The following is a 17478-nucleotide window of genomic DNA, read 5'->3' on the forward strand; positions in this document are numbered from 1 at the left end:
TGACCGCATGACCTCACCTTCCCCTGCGGCGCTCCAAGCTGAACTGCACAAGGCCGCCGAGGCGCTTGCCGCCGCCCTGGACCGCCTTCCCGACGGCGGCGAAAAGGCGCCGTCAACGCTTCCCGGCTGGAGCCGCGGCCACCTGCTGGCCCACATCGCCGGCATCTGCGACGCCCTCGCCCGGCAGGTGGAGCACGGCCGCCGCGGCGAAAAAGTGGCGCTCTACGACGGCGGCGTAGAGGGACGCAACCGTGCCATCGATCTTGCAGCGGGGCACAGCCTCGGCCAGCACCGCGCCGACATCACCGCAGCCCTCCACCGGGCGCTGGCCGCCTTCGATGCTCTGACCGGTCCTGAGTGGCAGACGCCCATCGCCTTCCGCGACGGAGTCATCTACGACGCAGGCCTGGCGCTGTGGCGCGAACTTGTCATCCACACCTCGGACCTGGATGCCGGCACGGGCCCCGAAACCTGGAACGGCGCCTTCTGCTCGCACCTTTTCGACTTCCTGGCCGCCCGGGTTCCCACGGGAACCCGGCTGGTCCTGCAGCCCGTTGCCCTGCCGCCGATGGGACTCGGCGCCGGCGGCAGCACCGTCGTCGTCAGCGGCATGGTCACTGACATCGCCGCGTGGCTCGCCGGCAGGCAGCCATCGCTGGACAGCCTGCGCGCCACCGCCGCCGGCGACGGGACGGACCTTCCGGAGCTGCTGCCCTGGCCTTCGGCGATGCCGGACCCCAAGTAGCCCTACGCGGCCTCGCGGGCCAGCAGGCTCTCCTTGATAGGCAGGCCCCAGCGGAACCCGCCCAAAGAGCCGTCAGTCCGGATCACCCGGTGGCATGGGACAAAAAGGGCCGCCGCGTTGAAGGCGCACGCACTGGCCGCCGCCCGCACTGCCTTGGGGTTCCCTGCCAGGGCCGCGTACTCGCTGTACGTCACCGGGAAACCCGGTTTGACCTCCCGCAGCACATCCCAGGCGTGCGCGCGGAACGGCCCGGACCGCTGCAGGACCGGAACGGCCATGGCGGGCGCCGGGTCGCCGTCGTAGAAGGCCTCGACGGCGGACGAGATTCCCGCCAGGCCGGCCACCTCCTCCACGTCCTCGGGACGCAGCGCGGGGTGGACCTGCCCGATCAATTCCGGCAGGCCGGCCGTCCAGCCCGAGGCCAGGACCATGCCGTCCCTGGCGAGGATGGTAAACGGACCGTCCGGGGTGGACAGTTGCAGCAGTTGGGCTTTCATGGCATCCCTTTCGCGGGGGTGGATGGAGTGGCGGGCCGTGCCGCGGCGCGCCACAAGTGCATGGTGGCGTAGGAACGCCAGGGGCTGGTTTCCCGGAAGTCCGGTGTGAGGGTGTGGCCTCCGGTGCCGAGGGCGCGGATGCCGTTCCGGACGGCGGCGTCGTTGGCGAGGAAGATGTCCGGGGCGCCCAGGACGCGCATTGCCACGTATCCCACCGTCCATGGTCCCACCCCCGGCAGGGGAAGCAGGGCCCCGGTGAGGCTTGGCACATCGTCGCCGTACCCGAATTCGAGCCGCCCGCCGGCCATCGCATCCGCCGCGTTCAGCAGCGATTCGATCCTTCGCCGGGGTCCGCGCAGCACATGCCCCGCTGCGGCGATCTGCGCCGGCGTCGGAAACAGCCGTTCCAGGCCCCCGCCGGGGTCGCTGGCGGGGCTGCCGGCGGCGGCCAGTTGCGTGAGTGCGGTCCGGGCGGCCGCCACCGTGATCTGCTGCCCCACCATGGCCCGCACCAACAGTTCCTGCGGGTCCAGCGCCCCGGGCAGCCTCATCCCGGGGGCAGCTGAAACGGAGTCCGCCAGCCGGGGGTCCGCAGCAAGCGTGCCGTCAATCGCTTCCGGGTCCGCGTCGAGGTCGAACAGCCGCCTCACGCGGCTCAGCAGCGCCGGAAGGTCGCGCAGGTCCACCGCGCCGACGGTGAGGGTCAGCGGCCGCCCCCGCGCGGCGTCGTCGTACTCCACCCGGAACCGGGCGTCGCCGTGCGGGAGGCGGAGGGTCCGGGCATAGGAGGTGGGCGTGCCCTCCTCGATTCCCGGAATGGCACGCACGGCCAGGAAGGAGAAAATACCGGTATCGAAGGGCGCCCGGTAGGGCAGGCTCAGGGTCAGGGCGGTGGCGCCCCCGGCGGCTGCCGGATGCCGGGTGGTCCGCCGCAGTGCCGTGGGGGTCAGGTCGAAGACTTCGGCAATGGTGTCGTTGAACTGCCGGATGCTGCTGAAACCGGCTGCGAAGGCCACATCCGCAAACTTCATGGACGTGGACACCAACAGGGTGCGTGCCGTCTGTGCCCTCGCCGCCCGGGCCAGCGACAGAGGACCGGCACCCAGTTCCTGGCCGAGGATGCGGTTGAGCTGCCGGGCGGAGTAACCCAGCCGGGCAGCAAGACCCGCCACGCCGTCCCGGTTGATGACGCCATCGTTGATCAGGCGCATCGCCCGGCCGGCAACGTCTTGGCGCACGTTCCATGCCGGTGTCCCGGGGACAGCCTCCGGCAGGCAACGTTTGCAGGCCCGGTACCCTGCCTCGTGGGCGGCCGCGGACGTCTCGTAGAACGTCACGTTCGATGCCTTTGGCGTCCGGGCCGGGCACGAGGGACGGCAATAGATCCCGGTGGTGCGGACGGCTGTGAAGAACTGGCCATCGAACCGGGGGTCGCGGGCATCGATTGCCCGGTAGCGCTGCCAGAAGTCCATGCCTCCATCCTGCCAGCCCCGCACCACTGCTACTAGCGGAAATCGGACATCGCCGCGGTTGGTGCCGGATGCCCGTTGGTTCCCGCGGGAACAGCGGATTTCTGGGTACAGTCGAGCAATGGATGAGAGCCCTTCAACCACCGGGCTGCTCCGGGATTTCCTGTCCGGGGACGCCCGGGAACTCGCGCCGCTGCTGCTTGGCGCCGTGCTGACCCACGAGTCCCGGGACGGCACCGTGTCCGTGCGGTTGACCGAGGTGGAGGCCTACCTTGGGCCGGAGGACTCCCTGCATCCCGATCCCGGCTCGCACACCTACCGCGGCCCGACGCCCCGCAACGCGCCGATGTTCGGTCCGGCCGGGCACCTCTACGTCTACTTCACCTACGGCATGCATCACTGCACCAACATCGTGTGCGGACCCGACGGGGTGGCTTCCGCCCTGCTGCTGCGGGCCGGGGAAATCGTCGGCGGGCTGGACGTGGCGCAACGCCGGCGTCCGACGTCGAAAACCCCCGCCGACCTTGCCAGCGGCCCGGCCCGCCTGGCCAAGGCGCTGGGCATGACGACGGCGGACAGCGGCCGGGATGCGCTGGCACCGCCGTTCGGGCTGGAGCTTCCCTCCGGTCCGGCCGGTCCCGTCAGCTCCGGTCCGCGGGTGGGCGTGGCCGGGGCCGGGGGATCGGACCGCTACGCCTGGCGGTTCTGGCTCACCGGCGACCCCACGGTTTCCAAATACAAGGCAGCCAAACCGCGGACCCGGAGGCCCGCGGCCGGTGGGCCGCCCGGGGCCGGCACGTTTCGCCTGCGTTAATCGAAATGGTTGTAGAATGGACGGTCTGTCTTTCGCGATAGGGGAACGTTGATGCTCGACGCCGAATTGGCCCACGAACGGGACTATGTTGCCGGCCTGTATGCCCGGCTGGAGGAGCTCCGTGAGGAAAAGCGCCGCCAACTGGCGCAGGTCCGCCGTGCCGGAGCCGTGGGCACCATGCAGAACGTTTCCGAACGTGATGCGTTCGCCGCACTGTATGAGGACCGCCTGGCCCAGCTGGACGCCGTGGATGACCGGCTGGTGTTCGGCCGGCTGGACCTGGATTCCGGCGAGGCCCAGTACATCGGGCGTATCGGGCTGACCACCGAGGACCTGCAGCGGTTGATGGTGGACTGGCGGGCACCCGAGGCCGGCCACTTCTACCAGGCCACCGCCTTCGACCGGCAGGGTGTGCGGCGCCGCCGGCACCTGATCCTGCAGGGCCGCGACGTCAAAGCCATCGAGGACGACGTCCTTGACGCAGGCATGCTGACGGACGCCGAATCGCTCCAGGGCGAAGGGGCCCTGCTTGCCGCCCTGAACTCCAAGCGGACCGGCCGGATGTCGGACATCGTCAGCACCATCCAGTCCGAGCAGGACCGCATCATCCGGTCCTCGATCTCCGGTGCCGTGGTGGTCCAGGGCGGCCCCGGCACGGGCAAGACCGCCGTGGCGCTGCACCGCGCCGCCTACCTGCTCTACACCCATCGTGACCGGCTCAAAAGCGCCGGCGTCCTGCTGGTGGGGCCGTCGTCGTCGTTCATGAAATACATCGAACGGGTGCTGCCCTCGCTCGGCGAGACGGGGGTTGTCATGGCCAGCGTTGGCCGCTTGATGCCGGGCATCCACGCCGTGCCCGAAACCAACGCCGACGTGGCGGCCATCAAGGGGCGCCTGGACATGGCCGCCATCGTGGCCAACGCCGTGTCCAACCGGATGCGTGTCCCCGCCCGGAACCGGATCCTCGAGGTGGACGGGCGCAAGCTGACCTTGACGCCCCGGCAGGTCCGTCGTGCCCGGGAACGTGCACGCGCCACCGGGAAGCCGTACAACGAGGCCCGGGTGACGTTCGTCAAGATCCTGCTGCGCGAGCTGACCGAGGAGATGACCGAACTCGTTGAGGCCGGGAGCATCGGGAACAATGCGGACCGCTCGTACCTGGCCGAGGATGTGCGCACTGCCCGGGACGTGCGGATTGCGCTGAACTTGTGCTGGATGCCGATGACTCCGGAAAAGCTGATCTCGGACCTCTTCAGCAAGCCGGAAATCCTGGAATTCTGCACCCCCAACATGACACCGGAGGAGCGGGCGCTGCTGCTGCGCCCCGCCGACGCTCCGTGGACCGAGCCGGACGTGCCGCTGCTGGATGAGGCCGCCGAGCTGCTGGGCGAGCTGGACCCGGCCGCCGGACGGGGGCTGGCCCAGCAGGAGCACGACCGGGCCCGGGACCTTGCCAACGCAAAACAGACCCTGGTCAACATGCAGGCCGCCGGCGTGGACCCGCTGATGTCCGCTGAGGAGCTTGCTGAACAGAACCAGGAGCAGGGCGCCCGGCAGACCGCTGCCGAGCGTGCCACGAGTGACCGGACCTGGGCATTCGGGCACATCGTGGTGGACGAGGCGCAGGAACTCTCGCCCATGCAGTGGCGGCTGCTGGTCCGGCGCTGCCCGCTGAAGTCCTTCACCATCGTGGGGGACATCGCCCAGACCAGTTCCGTGGCCGGTGCCAACTCCTGGCAGGGCGCACTGGCCCCGATGTTCGGTGACCGGTGGCAGCTGGAAGAGTTGACGGTCAATTACCGTACGCCGTCCCAGATCGCCGAGGCCGCGGTCAGGATGGCCAACGCCGCCGGCCTGGTGGTGTCCGCTCCCAAGGCCGTACGTGAAGGACGCTGGTCACCCATCATCGATGAGGTTGCTGCCGGCGGCGTGGTGGACCGGCTCCTCGAGGTCCTTCCGGAGGAGTTGGGAGCGCTCGACGGCGGCCTGCTCGCCGTCATCGCCGACGGTGACCTCCTGCCCCAGGCAACTTCCGCCCTGCGTGCGGCCTACGGCCGGCGGATCGGTACCGGCGCGGGAAGCTACGAACAGGACATCGTGGTAATCAGCCCGCGTGAGGCGAAGGGACTGGAGTTCGACGGTGTGGTGGTGCTGGAACCTTCTCTCATGCTCAACCACGAGCACGGCAAGGTGGGGGATCTCTACGTTGCCATGACCCGCGCCACGCAGCGGCTGCGGTTGATTGCCGCAGAACCGGTACCGGCCGGAATAGCCGGCTGACCGGGGTCCCGGCGTTACTGCTAACTTAGGAAGCGTGCCTGAACTGAACAACCTCGAACCGCAGCGCAACGACCCCACTTTCGCCAACATTTGGCAGGAACTGAAGTGGCGTGGGCTGGTCCATGTCTCCACGGACGAAGCAGAGCTGGAGCAGCTCCTCGCCAATGGGCCGGTCACCTACTATTGCGGCTTCGACCCCACCGCGCCGAGCCTGCACCTGGGCAACCTGGTCCAGCTGCTGGTCATGCGGCGGCTCCAGCTGGCCGGGCATAAACCGCTGGGGCTGGTTGGCGGTTCCACCGGCATGATCGGCGATCCCCGTCCGACGGCGGAGCGCACCTTGAACACCAAGGACACGGTTGCGGAGTGGGTCGGCTACCTCCAGGCCCAAGTCAGCCGCTTCCTCAGCTTTGAAGGGGACAACGCTGCAAGGATCGTGAACAACCTGGACTGGACGGCGCCGTTGAGCGCCATCGACTTCCTGCGTGAAGTGGGCAAGCACTTCCGGGTGGGCACCATGCTGCGCAAGGACGCTGTGGCCTCCCGGCTGAACTCCGATGAAGGCATCAGCTACACCGAATTCAGCTACCAGATCCTGCAGGGCATGGACTACCTCCAGCTCTACCGCGACTACGGCTGCGTACTGCAGACCGGCGGCTCCGACCAGTGGGGCAACCTCACCAGCGGTACGGAGCTGATCCGCAAGGTGGAGGGCAAGAGCGTACACGCCCTCGGCACTCCCTTGATCACCAACTCCGATGGAACCAAGTTCGGCAAGAGCGAGGGCAACGCCATTTGGCTCGATGCCGGCATGTGCAGCCCGTATGCGTTCTACCAGTTCTGGCTCAACACGTCCGATGCCGACGTCGTGGACCGGCTCAAGGTCTTCACCTTCCTGACGCGGGCCGAGATCGAAGAGATCGCAGTTTCGGTGGCGGAGCGTCCCTTTGCCAGGGAAGGCCAGCGGAAGTTGGCTTTCGAGGTCACCTCGCTGGTGCATGGCGTCGACGCCACCGAGAAGGTCATTGCCGCCTCGGCGGCGCTCTTTGGCAACGGCGACCTGGCCGCGCTGGACAAGGCAACCCTGCAGGCGGCAACCTCCGAACTTCCCACCACCACGGTGCAGGTGGACGGGATGGGAATCGTCGACCTCCTGGTTGCGTCCGGACTTTCCGAAAGCAAGTCGGCTGCCCGAAGAACCGTGGGGGAGGGCGGCGCCTACGTCAACAACGAGAAAGTCTCGGATCCTGAGGCCGTGATTTCCGAGTCTGAACTCCTGCATGGCCAGTATTTGCTCCTGCGCAGGGGCAAGAAGAACCTGGCCACGGTTGAGGTGCTGGTTCCCTAGCACCTTCGGATGCTTGATGCACGCCTCTCGGCAGCCGATTTGCACGGCCGCCGGGGGGCGTGTATTGTTTTTTGAGTCGCCGCCGCTGAGTGGCGACAACCCCCAACTGATGAGAAGCAATTCTTACCGCGCACAGCGTGGAACTGGAGAAATTGCTTCCCATTCTGCTGGGCGGATTCATTCCACCGAGTGAATTCCGGGAAAATAACCGGATTTGCAAAAGTGAATATGAATGAAATAAGATCGAAACATCGCAGCGAAGAAATACGGAATATGTAATTCAGTTACTGAATTTCTTCCGGGAATATTCGAATGTGTCTGTTGTTTGAGAACTCAATAGTGTGCCAAGTTTGTTGATACCAATTGTTTTATGGATTGGTTGAATTGACTGGATCCGCCACCCCCGTGGTGTGGTCTGGTTTTTACAGCTGGTTTCAAATTTTGTGCAGCCGGGTGTGGTGTTATTTCCACCTGCTTGGTTGTGTCTGTTTTTCTTCAACGGAGAGTTTGATCCTGGCTCAGGATGAACGCTGGCGGCGTGCTTAACACATGCAAGTCGAACGATGAACTGGTGCTTGCACTGGGGATTAGTGGCGAACGGGTGAGTAACACGTGAGTAACCTGCCCTTGACTCTGGGATAAGCCTGGGAAACTGGGTCTAATACCGGATATGACCTTCCATCGCATGGTGGTTGGTGGAAAGCTTTTGTGGTTTTGGATGGACTCGCGGCCTATCAGCTTGTTGGTGGGGTAATGGCCTACCAAGGCGACGACGGGTAGCCGGCCTGAGAGGGTGACCGGCCACACTGGGACTGAGACACGGCCCAGACTCCTACGGGAGGCAGCAGTGGGGAATATTGCACAATGGGCGGAAGCCTGATGCAGCGACGCCGCGTGAGGGATGACGGCCTTCGGGTTGTAAACCTCTTTCAGTAGGGAAGAAGCGAAAGTGACGGTACCTGCAGAAGAAGCGCCGGCTAACTACGTGCCAGCAGCCGCGGTAATACGTAGGGCGCAAGCGTTATCCGGAATTATTGGGCGTAAAGAGCTCGTAGGCGGTTTGTCGCGTCTGCCGTGAAAGTCCGGGGCTCAACTCCGGATCTGCGGTGGGTACGGGCAGACTAGAGTGATGTAGGGGAGACTGGAATTCCTGGTGTAGCGGTGAAATGCGCAGATATCAGGAGGAACACCGATGGCGAAGGCAGGTCTCTGGGCATTAACTGACGCTGAGGAGCGAAAGCATGGGGAGCGAACAGGATTAGATACCCTGGTAGTCCATGCCGTAAACGTTGGGCACTAGGTGTGGGGGACATTCCACGTTTTCCGCGCCGTAGCTAACGCATTAAGTGCCCCGCCTGGGGAGTACGGCCGCAAGGCTAAAACTCAAAGGAATTGACGGGGGCCCGCACAAGCGGCGGAGCATGCGGATTAATTCGATGCAACGCGAAGAACCTTACCAAGGCTTGACATGAACCGGTAATACCTGGAAACAGGTGCCCCACTTTGTGGTCGGTTTACAGGTGGTGCATGGTTGTCGTCAGCTCGTGTCGTGAGATGTTGGGTTAAGTCCCGCAACGAGCGCAACCCTCGTTCTATGTTGCCAGCACGTGATGGTGGGGACTCATAGGAGACTGCCGGGGTCAACTCGGAGGAAGGTGGGGACGACGTCAAATCATCATGCCCCTTATGTCTTGGGCTTCACGCATGCTACAATGGCCGGTACAAAGGGTTGCGATACTGTGAGGTGGAGCTAATCCCAAAAAGCCGGTCTCAGTTCGGATTGGGGTCTGCAACTCGACCCCATGAAGTCGGAGTCGCTAGTAATCGCAGATCAGCAACGCTGCGGTGAATACGTTCCCGGGCCTTGTACACACCGCCCGTCAAGTCACGAAAGTTGGTAACACCCGAAGCCGGTGGCCTAACCCCTTGTGGGAGGGAGCTGTCGAAGGTGGGACTGGCGATTGGGACTAAGTCGTAACAAGGTAGCCGTACCGGAAGGTGCGGCTGGATCACCTCCTTTCTAAGGAGCACCTACAACGGTTGCTGTCCCGTGTATGCGGGGTGGTGGTGTTGTCAGGAGTAAAGGCCCGTTTCGCGGACGAGTGTTTCGTGGCGGGTGCTCAAGGGTGGAATATCAACAAATAGCGGTCGTGGTGTTTTCTGCTTGTCTTAGTACGAGCCAGTGATGGTTCTGGAACGGTGGGTGGGTGATGGCGCGGTTTAGTGTTTGGCACACTGTTGGGTCCTGAGGCAACAGGGCCACGGACGGCCCCTGCCTGTTTGGGTGGGGGTTGTTGGTGGGTTTGTTTGTTTCTGGTTTCCTGGCTGCATCGATCATGCATGGGTGCGTCTGCTGTTGCGGGCGTGGTGTGTGGGGTGTGTGGTTTGGGGTTGTTGTTTGAGAACTACATAGTGGACGCGAGCATCTTGTATAAGAAGCAATTTCCAAGAATATGAACCTGGATCTGGCTGCGCTGTTGATGCCCTTTGTGGGTGTTGGGGTGTGGTTGGTTTCCGTGGTTCTCTCGAGAAATTTTTTTGATCTTTGTGGTCAAGTTTTTAAGAGCACACGGTGGATGCCTTGGCATTAGGAGCCGAAGAAGGACGTAGGAATCTGCGATAAGCCTGGGGGAGTCGATAACCGGACTGTGATCCCAGGGTGTCCGAATGGGGAAACCCCGCCAAGCGCGCGAGTGACTTGGTGACCCGTACCTGAACACATAGGGTGCGTGGGGGGAACGCGGGGAAGTGAAACATCTCAGTACCCGCAGGAAGAGAAAACAATAGTGATTCCGTTAGTAGTGGCGAGCGAACGCGGATCAGGCTAAACCGTTCCATGTGTGATAGCCGGCGGGCGTTGCATGGTCGGGGTTGTGGGACTTTCCATACCAGTTCTGCCGGGCTGGTGGGGTGTGATGTGCGCGCATAGGTGAACGGTTTTGAAAGGCCGGCCAGAGAGGGTGTTAGTCCCGTAACCGTAATGTGTTTGTGCCGCCTGTGAGAGTATCCCAAGTAGTACGGGGCCCGAGAAATCCCGTGCGAATCTGTCAGGACCACCTGATAAGCCTAAATACTCCCTAATGACCGATAGCGGACCAGTACCGTGAGGGAAAGGTGAAAAGTACCCCGGGAGGGGAGTGAAACAGTACCTGAAACCGTGTGCTTACAATCCGTCGGAGCCAGTCTGATTCTGGTGACGGCGTGCCTTTTGAAGAATGAGCCTGCGAGTTAGTGTTACGTCGCGAGGTTAACCCGTGTGGGGCAGCCGTAGCGAAAGCGAGTCTGAATAGGGCGTTGCAGTGGCGTGATCTAGACCCGAAGCGAAGTGATCTACCCATGGCCAGGTTGAAGCGACGGTAAGACGTCGTGGAGGACCGAACCCACTTCAGTTGAAAATGGAGGGGATGAGCTGTGGGTAGGGGTGAAAGGCCAATCAAACTTCGTGATAGCTGGTTCTCCCCGAAATGCATTTAGGTGCAGCGTTGCGTGTTTCTTGCTGGAGGTAGAGCTACTGGATGGCTAATGGGCCCTACAAGGTTACTGACGTCAGCCAAACTCCGAATGCCGGTAAGTGAGAGCGCAGCAGTGAGACTGTGGGGGATAAGCTTCATAGTCGAGAGGGAAACAGCCCAGACCACCAACTAAGGCCCCTAAGCGTGTGCTAAGTGGGAAAGGATGTGGAGTTGCCCAGACAACCAGGAGGTTGGCTTAGAAGCAGCCACCCTTAAAAGAGTGCGTAATAGCTCACTGGTCAAGTGATTCCGCGCCGACAATGTAGCGGGGCTCAAGTACACCGCCGAAGTTGTGGCATTCAAACATTTACTAAGCCTTCGTGGTTCAGGTGTTTGGATGGGTAGGGGAGCGTCGTGTGGGCGGTGAAGTCGCGGTGTAAACCAGCGGTGGAGCCTACACGAGTGAGAATGCAGGCATGAGTAGCGAAAGACGGGTGAGAAACCCGTCCGCCGAATGATCAAGGGTTCCAGGGTCAAGCTAATCTGCCCTGGGTAAGTCGGGACCTAAGGCGAGGCCGACAGGCGTAGTCGATGGACAACGGGTTGATATTCCCGTACCGGCGAAAAACCGTCCATGTTGAACAGGGGATACTAACCGCCCGAGACCTGCCCGCTCACCCTTGTGGTGTTGTGGGTTTTGGTGGAGCGCGGGACCTGATCCTGGGAGGCAAGCGTATTAACAGGTGTGACGCAGGAAGGTAGCCGAGCCGGGCGATGGTTGTCCCGGTCTAAGGATGTAGGGCGAGTGGTAGGCAAATCCGCCACTCATGGTGCCTGAGATCTGATGGGACCCCCGTTTGGGGGGATTTGGTGATCCTATGCTGCCGAGAAAAGCATCGACGCGAGGTTTTAGCCGCCCGTACCCCAAACCGACACAGGTGATCAGGTAGAGAATACTAAGGCGATCGAGAGAATTATGGTTAAGGAACTCGGCAAAATGCCCCCGTAACTTCGGGAGAAGGGGGGCCCCAACCTTGATACACCTTCGCGGTGTGGAGGGGATCGGGGCCGCAGAGACCAGGGGGAAGCGACTGTTTACTAAAAACACAGGTCCGTGCGAAGTCGCAAGACGATGTATACGGACTGACTCCTGCCCGGTGCTGGAAGGTTAAGAGGACCGGTTAGCCTCACGGCGAAGCTGAGAATTTAAGCCCCAGTAAACGGCGGTGGTAACTATAACCATCCTAAGGTAGCGAAATTCCTTGTCGGGTAAGTTCCGACCTGCACGAATGGAGTAACGACTTCCCCGCTGTCTCAACCATAAACTCGGCGAAATTGCAGTACGAGTAAAGATGCTCGTTACGCGCAGCAGGACGGAAAGACCCCGAGACCTTTACTATAGTTTGGTATTGGTGTTCGGAGTGGCTTGTGTAGGATAGGTGGGAGACGTTGAAGCCCGGACGCCAGTTCGGGTGGAGTCATCGTTGAAATACCACTCTGGTCACTTTGGACATCTAACTTCGGCCCGTAATCCGGGTCAGGGACAGTGCCTGATGGGTAGTTTAACTGGGGCGGTTGCCTCCTAAAAAGTAACGGAGGCGCCCAAAGGTTCCCTCAGCCTGGTTGGCAATCAGGTGTCGAGTGTAAGTGCACAAGGGAGCTTGACTGTGAGAGAGACATCTCGAGCAGGGACGAAAGTCGGGACTAGTGATCCGGCGGTACATTGTGGAATGGCCGTCGCTCAACGGATAAAAGGTACCTCGGGGATAACAGGCTGATCTTGCCCAAGAGTCCATATCGACGGCATGGTTTGGCACCTCGATGTCGGCTCGTCGCATCCTGGGGCTGGAGTAGGTCCCAAGGGTTGGGCTGTTCGCCCATTAAAGCGGTACGCGAGCTGGGTTTAGAACGTCGTGAGACAGTTCGGTCCCTATCCGCTGCGCGCGCAGGAAATTTGAGAAGGGCTGTCCTTAGTACGAGAGGACCGGGACGGACGAACCTCTGGTGTGTCAGTTGTACTGCCAAGTGCACCGCTGATTAGCTACGTTCGGATGGGATAACCGCTGAAAGCATCTAAGCGGGAAGCTCGCTTCAAGATGAGATTTCCATACACTTTATGTGTGAGAGGCCCCCAGCCAGACCACTGGGTTGATAGGCCGGATGTGGAAGCGAGGACTAACGACTCGTGAAGCTGACCGGTACTAATAGGCCAACAACTTACACCACACAGATACATACAAATTCTGCTTGCGTCCACTATGTGGTTCCCAACCAACAACCCCCAACACCGGGGGTTGATACGGCACGGAACCAACAACTGAATAACAACACCACACATGTTGTAACCACACAGTCTTCCCACCAACCCCAGGGTTGGGACGGGTAACAAGGTTACGGCGGTCATAGCGTGGGGGAAACGCCCGGTCCCATTCCGAACCCGGAAGCTAAGACCCACAGCGCCGATGGTACTGCACCCGGGAGGGTGTGGGAGAGTAGGACACCGCCGGACACACACATTGGTCGAGGCCCCAACCAACACGGTTGGGGCCTCCCACATTTAAAAACACCACCACCCACCACCACCACGCCCACTCACACCCGACACGTAACCCCGCAACCCCCGCTCACATCTGAGCGGGCGTTGGGGGAGAAGCTGCAGGAAGTGAGCGGGCGTTGGGGTTGGAGCTGCAGGAAGTGAGCGGGCGTCGGGGTTGGAGCTGCAGGATCTGAACGGGCGTTCGGGTTGAGGCTGCAGGATGTGAGCGGGCGTTCGGAGCACGAGCCAGGCCTCATCTGTGAAGATCGCCACGATTCGGCCGTCAAGGCTTTCGCCGTCCCGGGGGATTTGGCGTCTCCACTAGAATTGATGAAGATACACGGACTTCGAAGCGGTTGATTTCGGGTTGCGTAGGAAACAAAACGAGCGGCTGCAGTTGCGCCAGTGGTCGGCTCATAACAGGAGGAATCCAAATGGCCGAGCACAACGGTGGCAACCGCGGCAATGACCGGGGGGCCTTCCGAGGCAACAACAATTCCGGCGGGGACCCGCGCGGGTTCCGCTCCAGGTCAGACCGTGACCCCCGTGGCGGTTCTGCAGGTGGCGGGGATCGTGATAGTAAGCCGTTTGGTGATCGTCCGCGCCGTGACGGTGAAGGGGATCGTCGCGGATTCAGCGGTGGCGGTGATCGTGATCGTAAGCCGTTTGGTGATCGTCCGCGTCGTGACGGTGAAGGGGATCGTCGTGGATTCAGCGGCGGTGGTGATCGTGATCGTAAGCCGTTTGGTGATCGTCCGCGTCGTGATGGCGAGGGGGATCGTCGTGGATTCAGCGGCGGTGGTGACCGTGACCGTAAGCCGTTCGGTGACCGTGACCGTAAGCCGTTCGGTGAACGTGATCGTAAGCCGTTTGGTGATCGTCCGCGCCGTGACGGTGAAGGGGATCGTCGCGGATTCATCGGCGGTGGTGATCGTGATCGTAAGCCGTTTGGTGATCGTGATCGTAAGCCGTTCGGCGACCGTGATCGTAAGCCGTTCGGCGACCGTGATCGTAAGCCGTTTGGTGACCGTCCCCGTCGTGATGGTGAGGGTGACCGCCGCGGATTCAGTGGCGGCGAGAACCGCAAGCCGTTCGGGGACCGCCAGGACCGCGCGCCCCGCAGTTTCGATCGTGGAGATTCCCGTGCAGACTCCGGGCGGGGCGGCTCGGGTCCCCGCGGCTTCGGCCGTGACCGCCAGGAGGAGCGCCCCGTTCGTGTGCCGAACGCAGCCGATCTCCGCAGCGCCAACCGGCCGGACCGCGAACGTTCGCCCGAAATCGATGAGGACGTCACGGGCAAGGAACTGGACCGCGCCACCCACCACCAGATCAAGACCCTCGAGCCGAAGAGCGCTGAGTGGGTGGCCCGCCACTTGGTGATGGCCGGCCGGTTGATCGATGACGAACCTGAGCTGGCGTTCCAGCATGCCCTCGCCGCGAGCCGGCGTGGTGGACGGCTCGCGGCCGTCCGTGAAGCGGTGGGCCTGACCGCCTACGCCGCCGGGCATTACGGCGAGGCGCTCCGCGAATTCCGTACGTTCCGCCGGATCAGCGGCTCCAACGTCCACCTTCCTGTCATGGCCGACTGCGAACGCGGCCTGGGACGTCCGGACAGGGCGCTGGATGTTGCCCGTTCCGAGGAAGCCCAGGACCTTGACGCACCCGGCAAGGTGGAATTGGCCATCGTGGCGGCCGGCGCCCGGACCGACCTGGGCCAGCTGGATGCCGCTGTAGCCGAGCTCGAGATCCAGCAGCTGGACATCAACCGCGCATTCTCCTACAGCCCGCGGCTGTTCCGCGCCTACGCCGACGCCCTCGCCGCGGTTGGCCGCCAGGCAGAGTCGGAAAAGTGGAGCAGGCAGGCCGTCGTTGCCGAAGACGCCCTCGGCCAGGGCGTCGATGAAGAACCCGAAATCATCGACCTCGGCTGGGACGAAGAGGAAGAAGCCCGGGAAGAAGCCGAACGCCGGAAGCTGCTGGAGCGTGCGTCCGCGTCCCCGGAAGCACGGGGCTCCGAAACCGAAGACGCCGCCGCTCCTTCCTCGGAAAGCGCCCAGGCTGGTCGCGCCACCGCGGCCAAGACGGTCCAGGACAGCAACCTCGACGACCAGGACGCCGACTACTTCGTCTCCGACGACGCCGAATCCGACCCGGACTCGGTGGAAGAGGACGAGCTTGTTACCGACGCCTCGGAACAAAGCCACGAAGACGGGGCAGACAGCGCCCAGCACTCCGACGAACGCCGGGAGGACTGACACCGGATGAGTGACGCTTCCCTGGTTTCCCGCTTCGACGCACTCCTCGCAGACCTGGACGGCGTGGTCTACGCCGGCCCGCACGCCATCCCGGGAGCCGTCGATGCGCTGAAGCAGCTCTCCGGGCTGGGCATCGGGCTGGGCTACGTAACGAACAACGCCTCCCGCTCCCCGGCGGAGGTGGCCGGGCACCTTCGCGAGCTTGGTGCCCCGGCAGAGGACAACCAGGTGGTCAGCTCGTCCCAAGCGGCGGCGGACCTGCTGGCCTCGCTTCTCCCGGCCGGCTCACGGGTCCTGATCACCGGCAGTTCCGCGCTGGCCCGGGAAATAGAGCTGGCAGGCCTGGTACCGGTTGGCAGCCAGGACGAGGAACCCGTGGCCGTGGTGCAGGGCTTCAGCCCGTCCATCGGCTGGAAGGACCTGGCGGAAGCCACCTATGTGGTGTCTGCCGGTGCCCTGTGGGTTGCAACAAACACCGACATGTCCATTCCGCAGGCCCGCGGCATCGCACCCGGGAACGGGACCCTGGTGGCCGCCGTCGCGGCGGCGACCGGACAGAAGCCCAAAGTCGCCGGCAAACCCGAGGCGCCGCTGTTCCACTCCGCCGCCAAGCGCCTCGGTGCCGAGCGTCCCTTGGTCGTGGGCGACCGGCTGGACACGGACATCCTGGGCGGCAACAACGCAGGCTTTGCCACGGTCGCCGTCCTGACCGGCGTCGACACCCGGGAAAGCATCCTCGCGGCGCGGTCCGCGGAACGGCCCGACTACATCATCGAAGACCTTGCCGGGCTGCACCGTCCGTACCCGGACGTGACGCACGACGACGGCACGTACGCATGCGGCCAGGCGACGGCACGCGTGGCCAACGGCGCGGTGGGCATCATTGGCAGCAAGGAAGACCTTGATTCCTGGCGGGCAGCATGTGCCGCCTGGTGGGCTGCGACCCCGGACGCATCCGCCCCGCAGGCGCCCAAGCTGGTGTGGATGGATCACTAGGATGGTTCCATGACTGAGCTGACCGAACCGGACAACGTGCCAGCCCAGCCTGCTCCCGAGTGGCCGCAGGCCGTCGGACAGGACATCCCCGATCCAGGCGTGGCACAGGCGGTCGACCGTCTCCAGGAGATACCCCGGCTTCCAACCGCCGGTCACGAAGACGTGTACAACCGGCTTCACGACGACCTGCTGGCCGCGCTCAACACCGACCCCACGGATAGCGCACCTGCCGCCAATGCTCCCGCAGGAGGCAGCGCCTGATGCCCGTCCGCCTCGACCAGGCACTGGTGGCCCGCGGCCTGGCACGGTCGCGCACGCACGCGGCGTCGCTCATCGCGGAAGGCAAGGTCAGTTCCGGCGGCCAGGTCCTCGCCAAAGCATCCCTCCAGATCGATGACGGCCGGGACATCGCCGTCGAGCATGATGACCAGGATGTTTACGCCAGCCGTGCCGGTCACAAGCTGGCCGGTGCCCTTGACGCCTTTCCGGCGATCACCGTCCAGGGCAAGAGGTGCCTTGACGCCGGCGCCTCCACCGGCGGCTTCACGGACGTCCTGCTTCGCCGCGGGGCCGCGCACGTGGTGGCGGTCGACGTCGGGCACGGCCAGTTGGTGCCGCACCTCCGCAACGACCCGCGCGTGGCCGTCCACGAGGGAATGAATGTCCGGTACATGGTGCCGGAGGACATCGTCGGGACGTGCGCCCTGACGGTGGCCGACCTCTCCTTCATTTCGCTCACCCTGGTGTTGGGGCCGCTGGCGGCCTGCACCGACCCTGGCGGCGACCTGGTGCTCATGGTGAAGCCGCAATTCGAAATCGGCAAGGACCGCCTGGGCAGGACTGGCGTGGTCACGTCGGAGCGCGAACGCAGGCTGGCCGTAGAGAAAGTCGCCATGGCGGCGCTCGACGCCGGCCTGGACCTGTGCGGGCTGGCGGTCAGCCCGCTTCCGGGACAGGATGGCAACGTCGAATACTTCCTGTGGATAAAACGCAGGAACACCCAAGACTTGCCTAAGATCGAAGAGCGAGAGGCAGCAGCCGCTGCGTTGCTCGGACAAATCTGGCCGAACCACTAGAGAGCGGAAC

General features: G+C 63.4%; 11 protein-coding genes and 3 rRNA genes. 11 read left to right on the plus strand and 3 right to left on the minus strand.

Translation table 11 applies throughout. The annotated features are described in order from the left end of the window. Positions 1-7 precede the first annotated feature (7 nt). Positions 8-745: a maleylpyruvate isomerase family mycothiol-dependent enzyme gene (locus AC4EEV_RS18700; RefSeq protein WP_133832568.1), complete on the plus strand. Its 738-nt coding sequence runs from the start codon at positions 8-10 to the stop codon at positions 743-745. A gap of 2 nt (positions 746-747) precedes the next feature. Here the strand turns inward: AC4EEV_RS18700 and AC4EEV_RS18705 are convergent, their stop codons facing one another. Together AC4EEV_RS18705 and AC4EEV_RS18710 are read right to left on the minus strand one after the other, a co-directional pair. Then, on the minus strand, positions 748-1242 hold the full coding sequence (locus AC4EEV_RS18705; RefSeq protein WP_133832567.1) for a methylated-DNA--[protein]-cysteine S-methyltransferase: 495 nt from the start codon (positions 1240-1242) through the stop codon (positions 748-750). Then, positions 1239-2714 carry an AlkA N-terminal domain-containing protein gene (locus AC4EEV_RS18710; protein WP_491329701.1) on the minus strand — a complete coding sequence of 492 codons (1476 nt, stop codon included), beginning with the start codon at positions 2712-2714 and terminating at the stop codon, positions 1239-1241. The genes AC4EEV_RS18705 and AC4EEV_RS18710 overlap by 4 nt, the downstream gene beginning before the upstream one ends. A 118-nt stretch (positions 2715-2832) precedes the next feature. Between AC4EEV_RS18710 and AC4EEV_RS18715 the strand changes: the two genes are divergently transcribed. From AC4EEV_RS18715 to rrf, 6 genes are all read left to right on the plus strand, one after another. Then, positions 2833-3525, plus strand: coding sequence for a DNA-3-methyladenine glycosylase (locus AC4EEV_RS18715; RefSeq protein WP_133832565.1), 693 nt, complete (start codon positions 2833-2835; stop codon positions 3523-3525). A 51-nt stretch (positions 3526-3576) separates the two neighbouring features. Next, positions 3577-5805 (plus strand): HelD family protein, encoded by a 2229-nt coding sequence (locus AC4EEV_RS18720; protein WP_491329702.1) that lies wholly within the window; start codon positions 3577-3579, stop codon positions 5803-5805. Between the two features lie 34 nt (positions 5806-5839). Then, complete coding sequence (gene tyrS, locus AC4EEV_RS18725; RefSeq protein ID WP_491329703.1) at positions 5840-7153, plus strand: tyrosine--tRNA ligase; 1314 nt, start codon at positions 5840-5842, stop codon at positions 7151-7153. A gap of 495 nt (positions 7154-7648) precedes the next feature. Continuing rightward, positions 7649-9173, plus strand: a 16S ribosomal RNA gene (locus AC4EEV_RS18730). Positions 9174-9702: 529 nt separating this feature from the next. Beyond that, positions 9703-12831, plus strand: a 23S ribosomal RNA gene (locus tag AC4EEV_RS18735). Positions 12832-12997: 166 nt separating this feature from the next. Then, positions 12998-13114: ribosomal RNA gene (gene rrf / locus AC4EEV_RS18740) — 5S ribosomal RNA — on the plus strand. The 16S, 23S and 5S rRNA genes sit together here, the layout of an rRNA operon. 557 nt (positions 13115-13671) lie before the next feature. Here the strand turns inward: rrf and AC4EEV_RS18745 are convergent. Beyond that, positions 13672-14568: a hypothetical protein gene (locus AC4EEV_RS18745; RefSeq protein ID WP_491329704.1), complete on the minus strand. Its 897-nt coding sequence runs from the start codon at positions 14566-14568 to the stop codon at positions 13672-13674. Here AC4EEV_RS18745 and AC4EEV_RS18750 point away from each other — a divergent pair. The 4 genes from AC4EEV_RS18750 to AC4EEV_RS18765 are packed head-to-tail and all read left to right on the plus strand — an operon-like array spanning position 14533 to position 17468. Continuing rightward, entirely contained in the window at positions 14533-15396 is an 864-nt protein-coding gene (locus tag AC4EEV_RS18750) for a hypothetical protein (protein WP_491329705.1), read from the plus strand. The two genes, AC4EEV_RS18745 and AC4EEV_RS18750, sit on opposite strands and share 36 nt — an antisense overlap. 6 nt (positions 15397-15402) lie before the next feature. Beyond that, positions 15403-16392 carry an HAD-IIA family hydrolase gene (locus tag AC4EEV_RS18755; RefSeq protein WP_018763497.1) on the plus strand — a complete coding sequence of 330 codons (990 nt, stop codon included), beginning with the start codon at positions 15403-15405 and terminating at the stop codon, positions 16390-16392. A 9-nt stretch (positions 16393-16401) separates the two neighbouring features. Then, a complete protein-coding gene (locus AC4EEV_RS18760) occupies positions 16402-16653 on the plus strand; it encodes a hypothetical protein (protein ID WP_491329706.1) in 252 nt (83 codons plus the stop codon). Next, positions 16653-17468 (plus strand): TlyA family RNA methyltransferase, encoded by an 816-nt coding sequence (locus AC4EEV_RS18765; RefSeq protein WP_133832198.1) that lies wholly within the window; start codon positions 16653-16655, stop codon positions 17466-17468. Before AC4EEV_RS18760 ends, AC4EEV_RS18765 begins: the two co-directional genes overlap by 1 nt. Positions 17469-17478 lie beyond the last annotated feature (10 nt).

The sequence above is a fragment of the Pseudarthrobacter sp. MOO14 genome, assembly GCF_058267675.1.

Bases quoted from the DNA above. Each gene is read 5' to 3' on its own strand.
- AC4EEV_RS18700 (WP_133832568.1), top strand. From the start codon at position 8: ATGACCTCACCTTCCCCTGCGGCGCTCCAAGCTGAACTGCACAAGGCC.
- AC4EEV_RS18705 (WP_133832567.1), bottom strand. From the start codon at position 1,242: ATGAAAGCCCAACTGCTGCAACTGTCCACCCCGGACGGTCCGTTTACC.
- AC4EEV_RS18710 (WP_491329701.1), bottom strand. From the start codon at position 2,714: ATGGACTTCTGGCAGCGCTACCGGGCAATCGATGCCCGCGACCCCCGG.
- AC4EEV_RS18715 (WP_133832565.1), top strand. From the start codon at position 2,833: ATGGATGAGAGCCCTTCAACCACCGGGCTGCTCCGGGATTTCCTGTCC.
- AC4EEV_RS18720 (WP_491329702.1), top strand. From the start codon at position 3,577: ATGCTCGACGCCGAATTGGCCCACGAACGGGACTATGTTGCCGGCCTG.
- AC4EEV_RS18745 (WP_491329704.1), bottom strand. From the start codon at position 14,568: ATGCTGGAACGCCAGCTCAGGTTCGTCATCGATCAACCGGCCGGCCAT.
- AC4EEV_RS18755 (WP_018763497.1), top strand. From the start codon at position 15,403: ATGAGTGACGCTTCCCTGGTTTCCCGCTTCGACGCACTCCTCGCAGAC.
- AC4EEV_RS18760 (WP_491329706.1), top strand. From the start codon at position 16,402: ATGACTGAGCTGACCGAACCGGACAACGTGCCAGCCCAGCCTGCTCCC.
- AC4EEV_RS18765 (WP_133832198.1), top strand. From the start codon at position 16,653: ATGCCCGTCCGCCTCGACCAGGCACTGGTGGCCCGCGGCCTGGCACGG.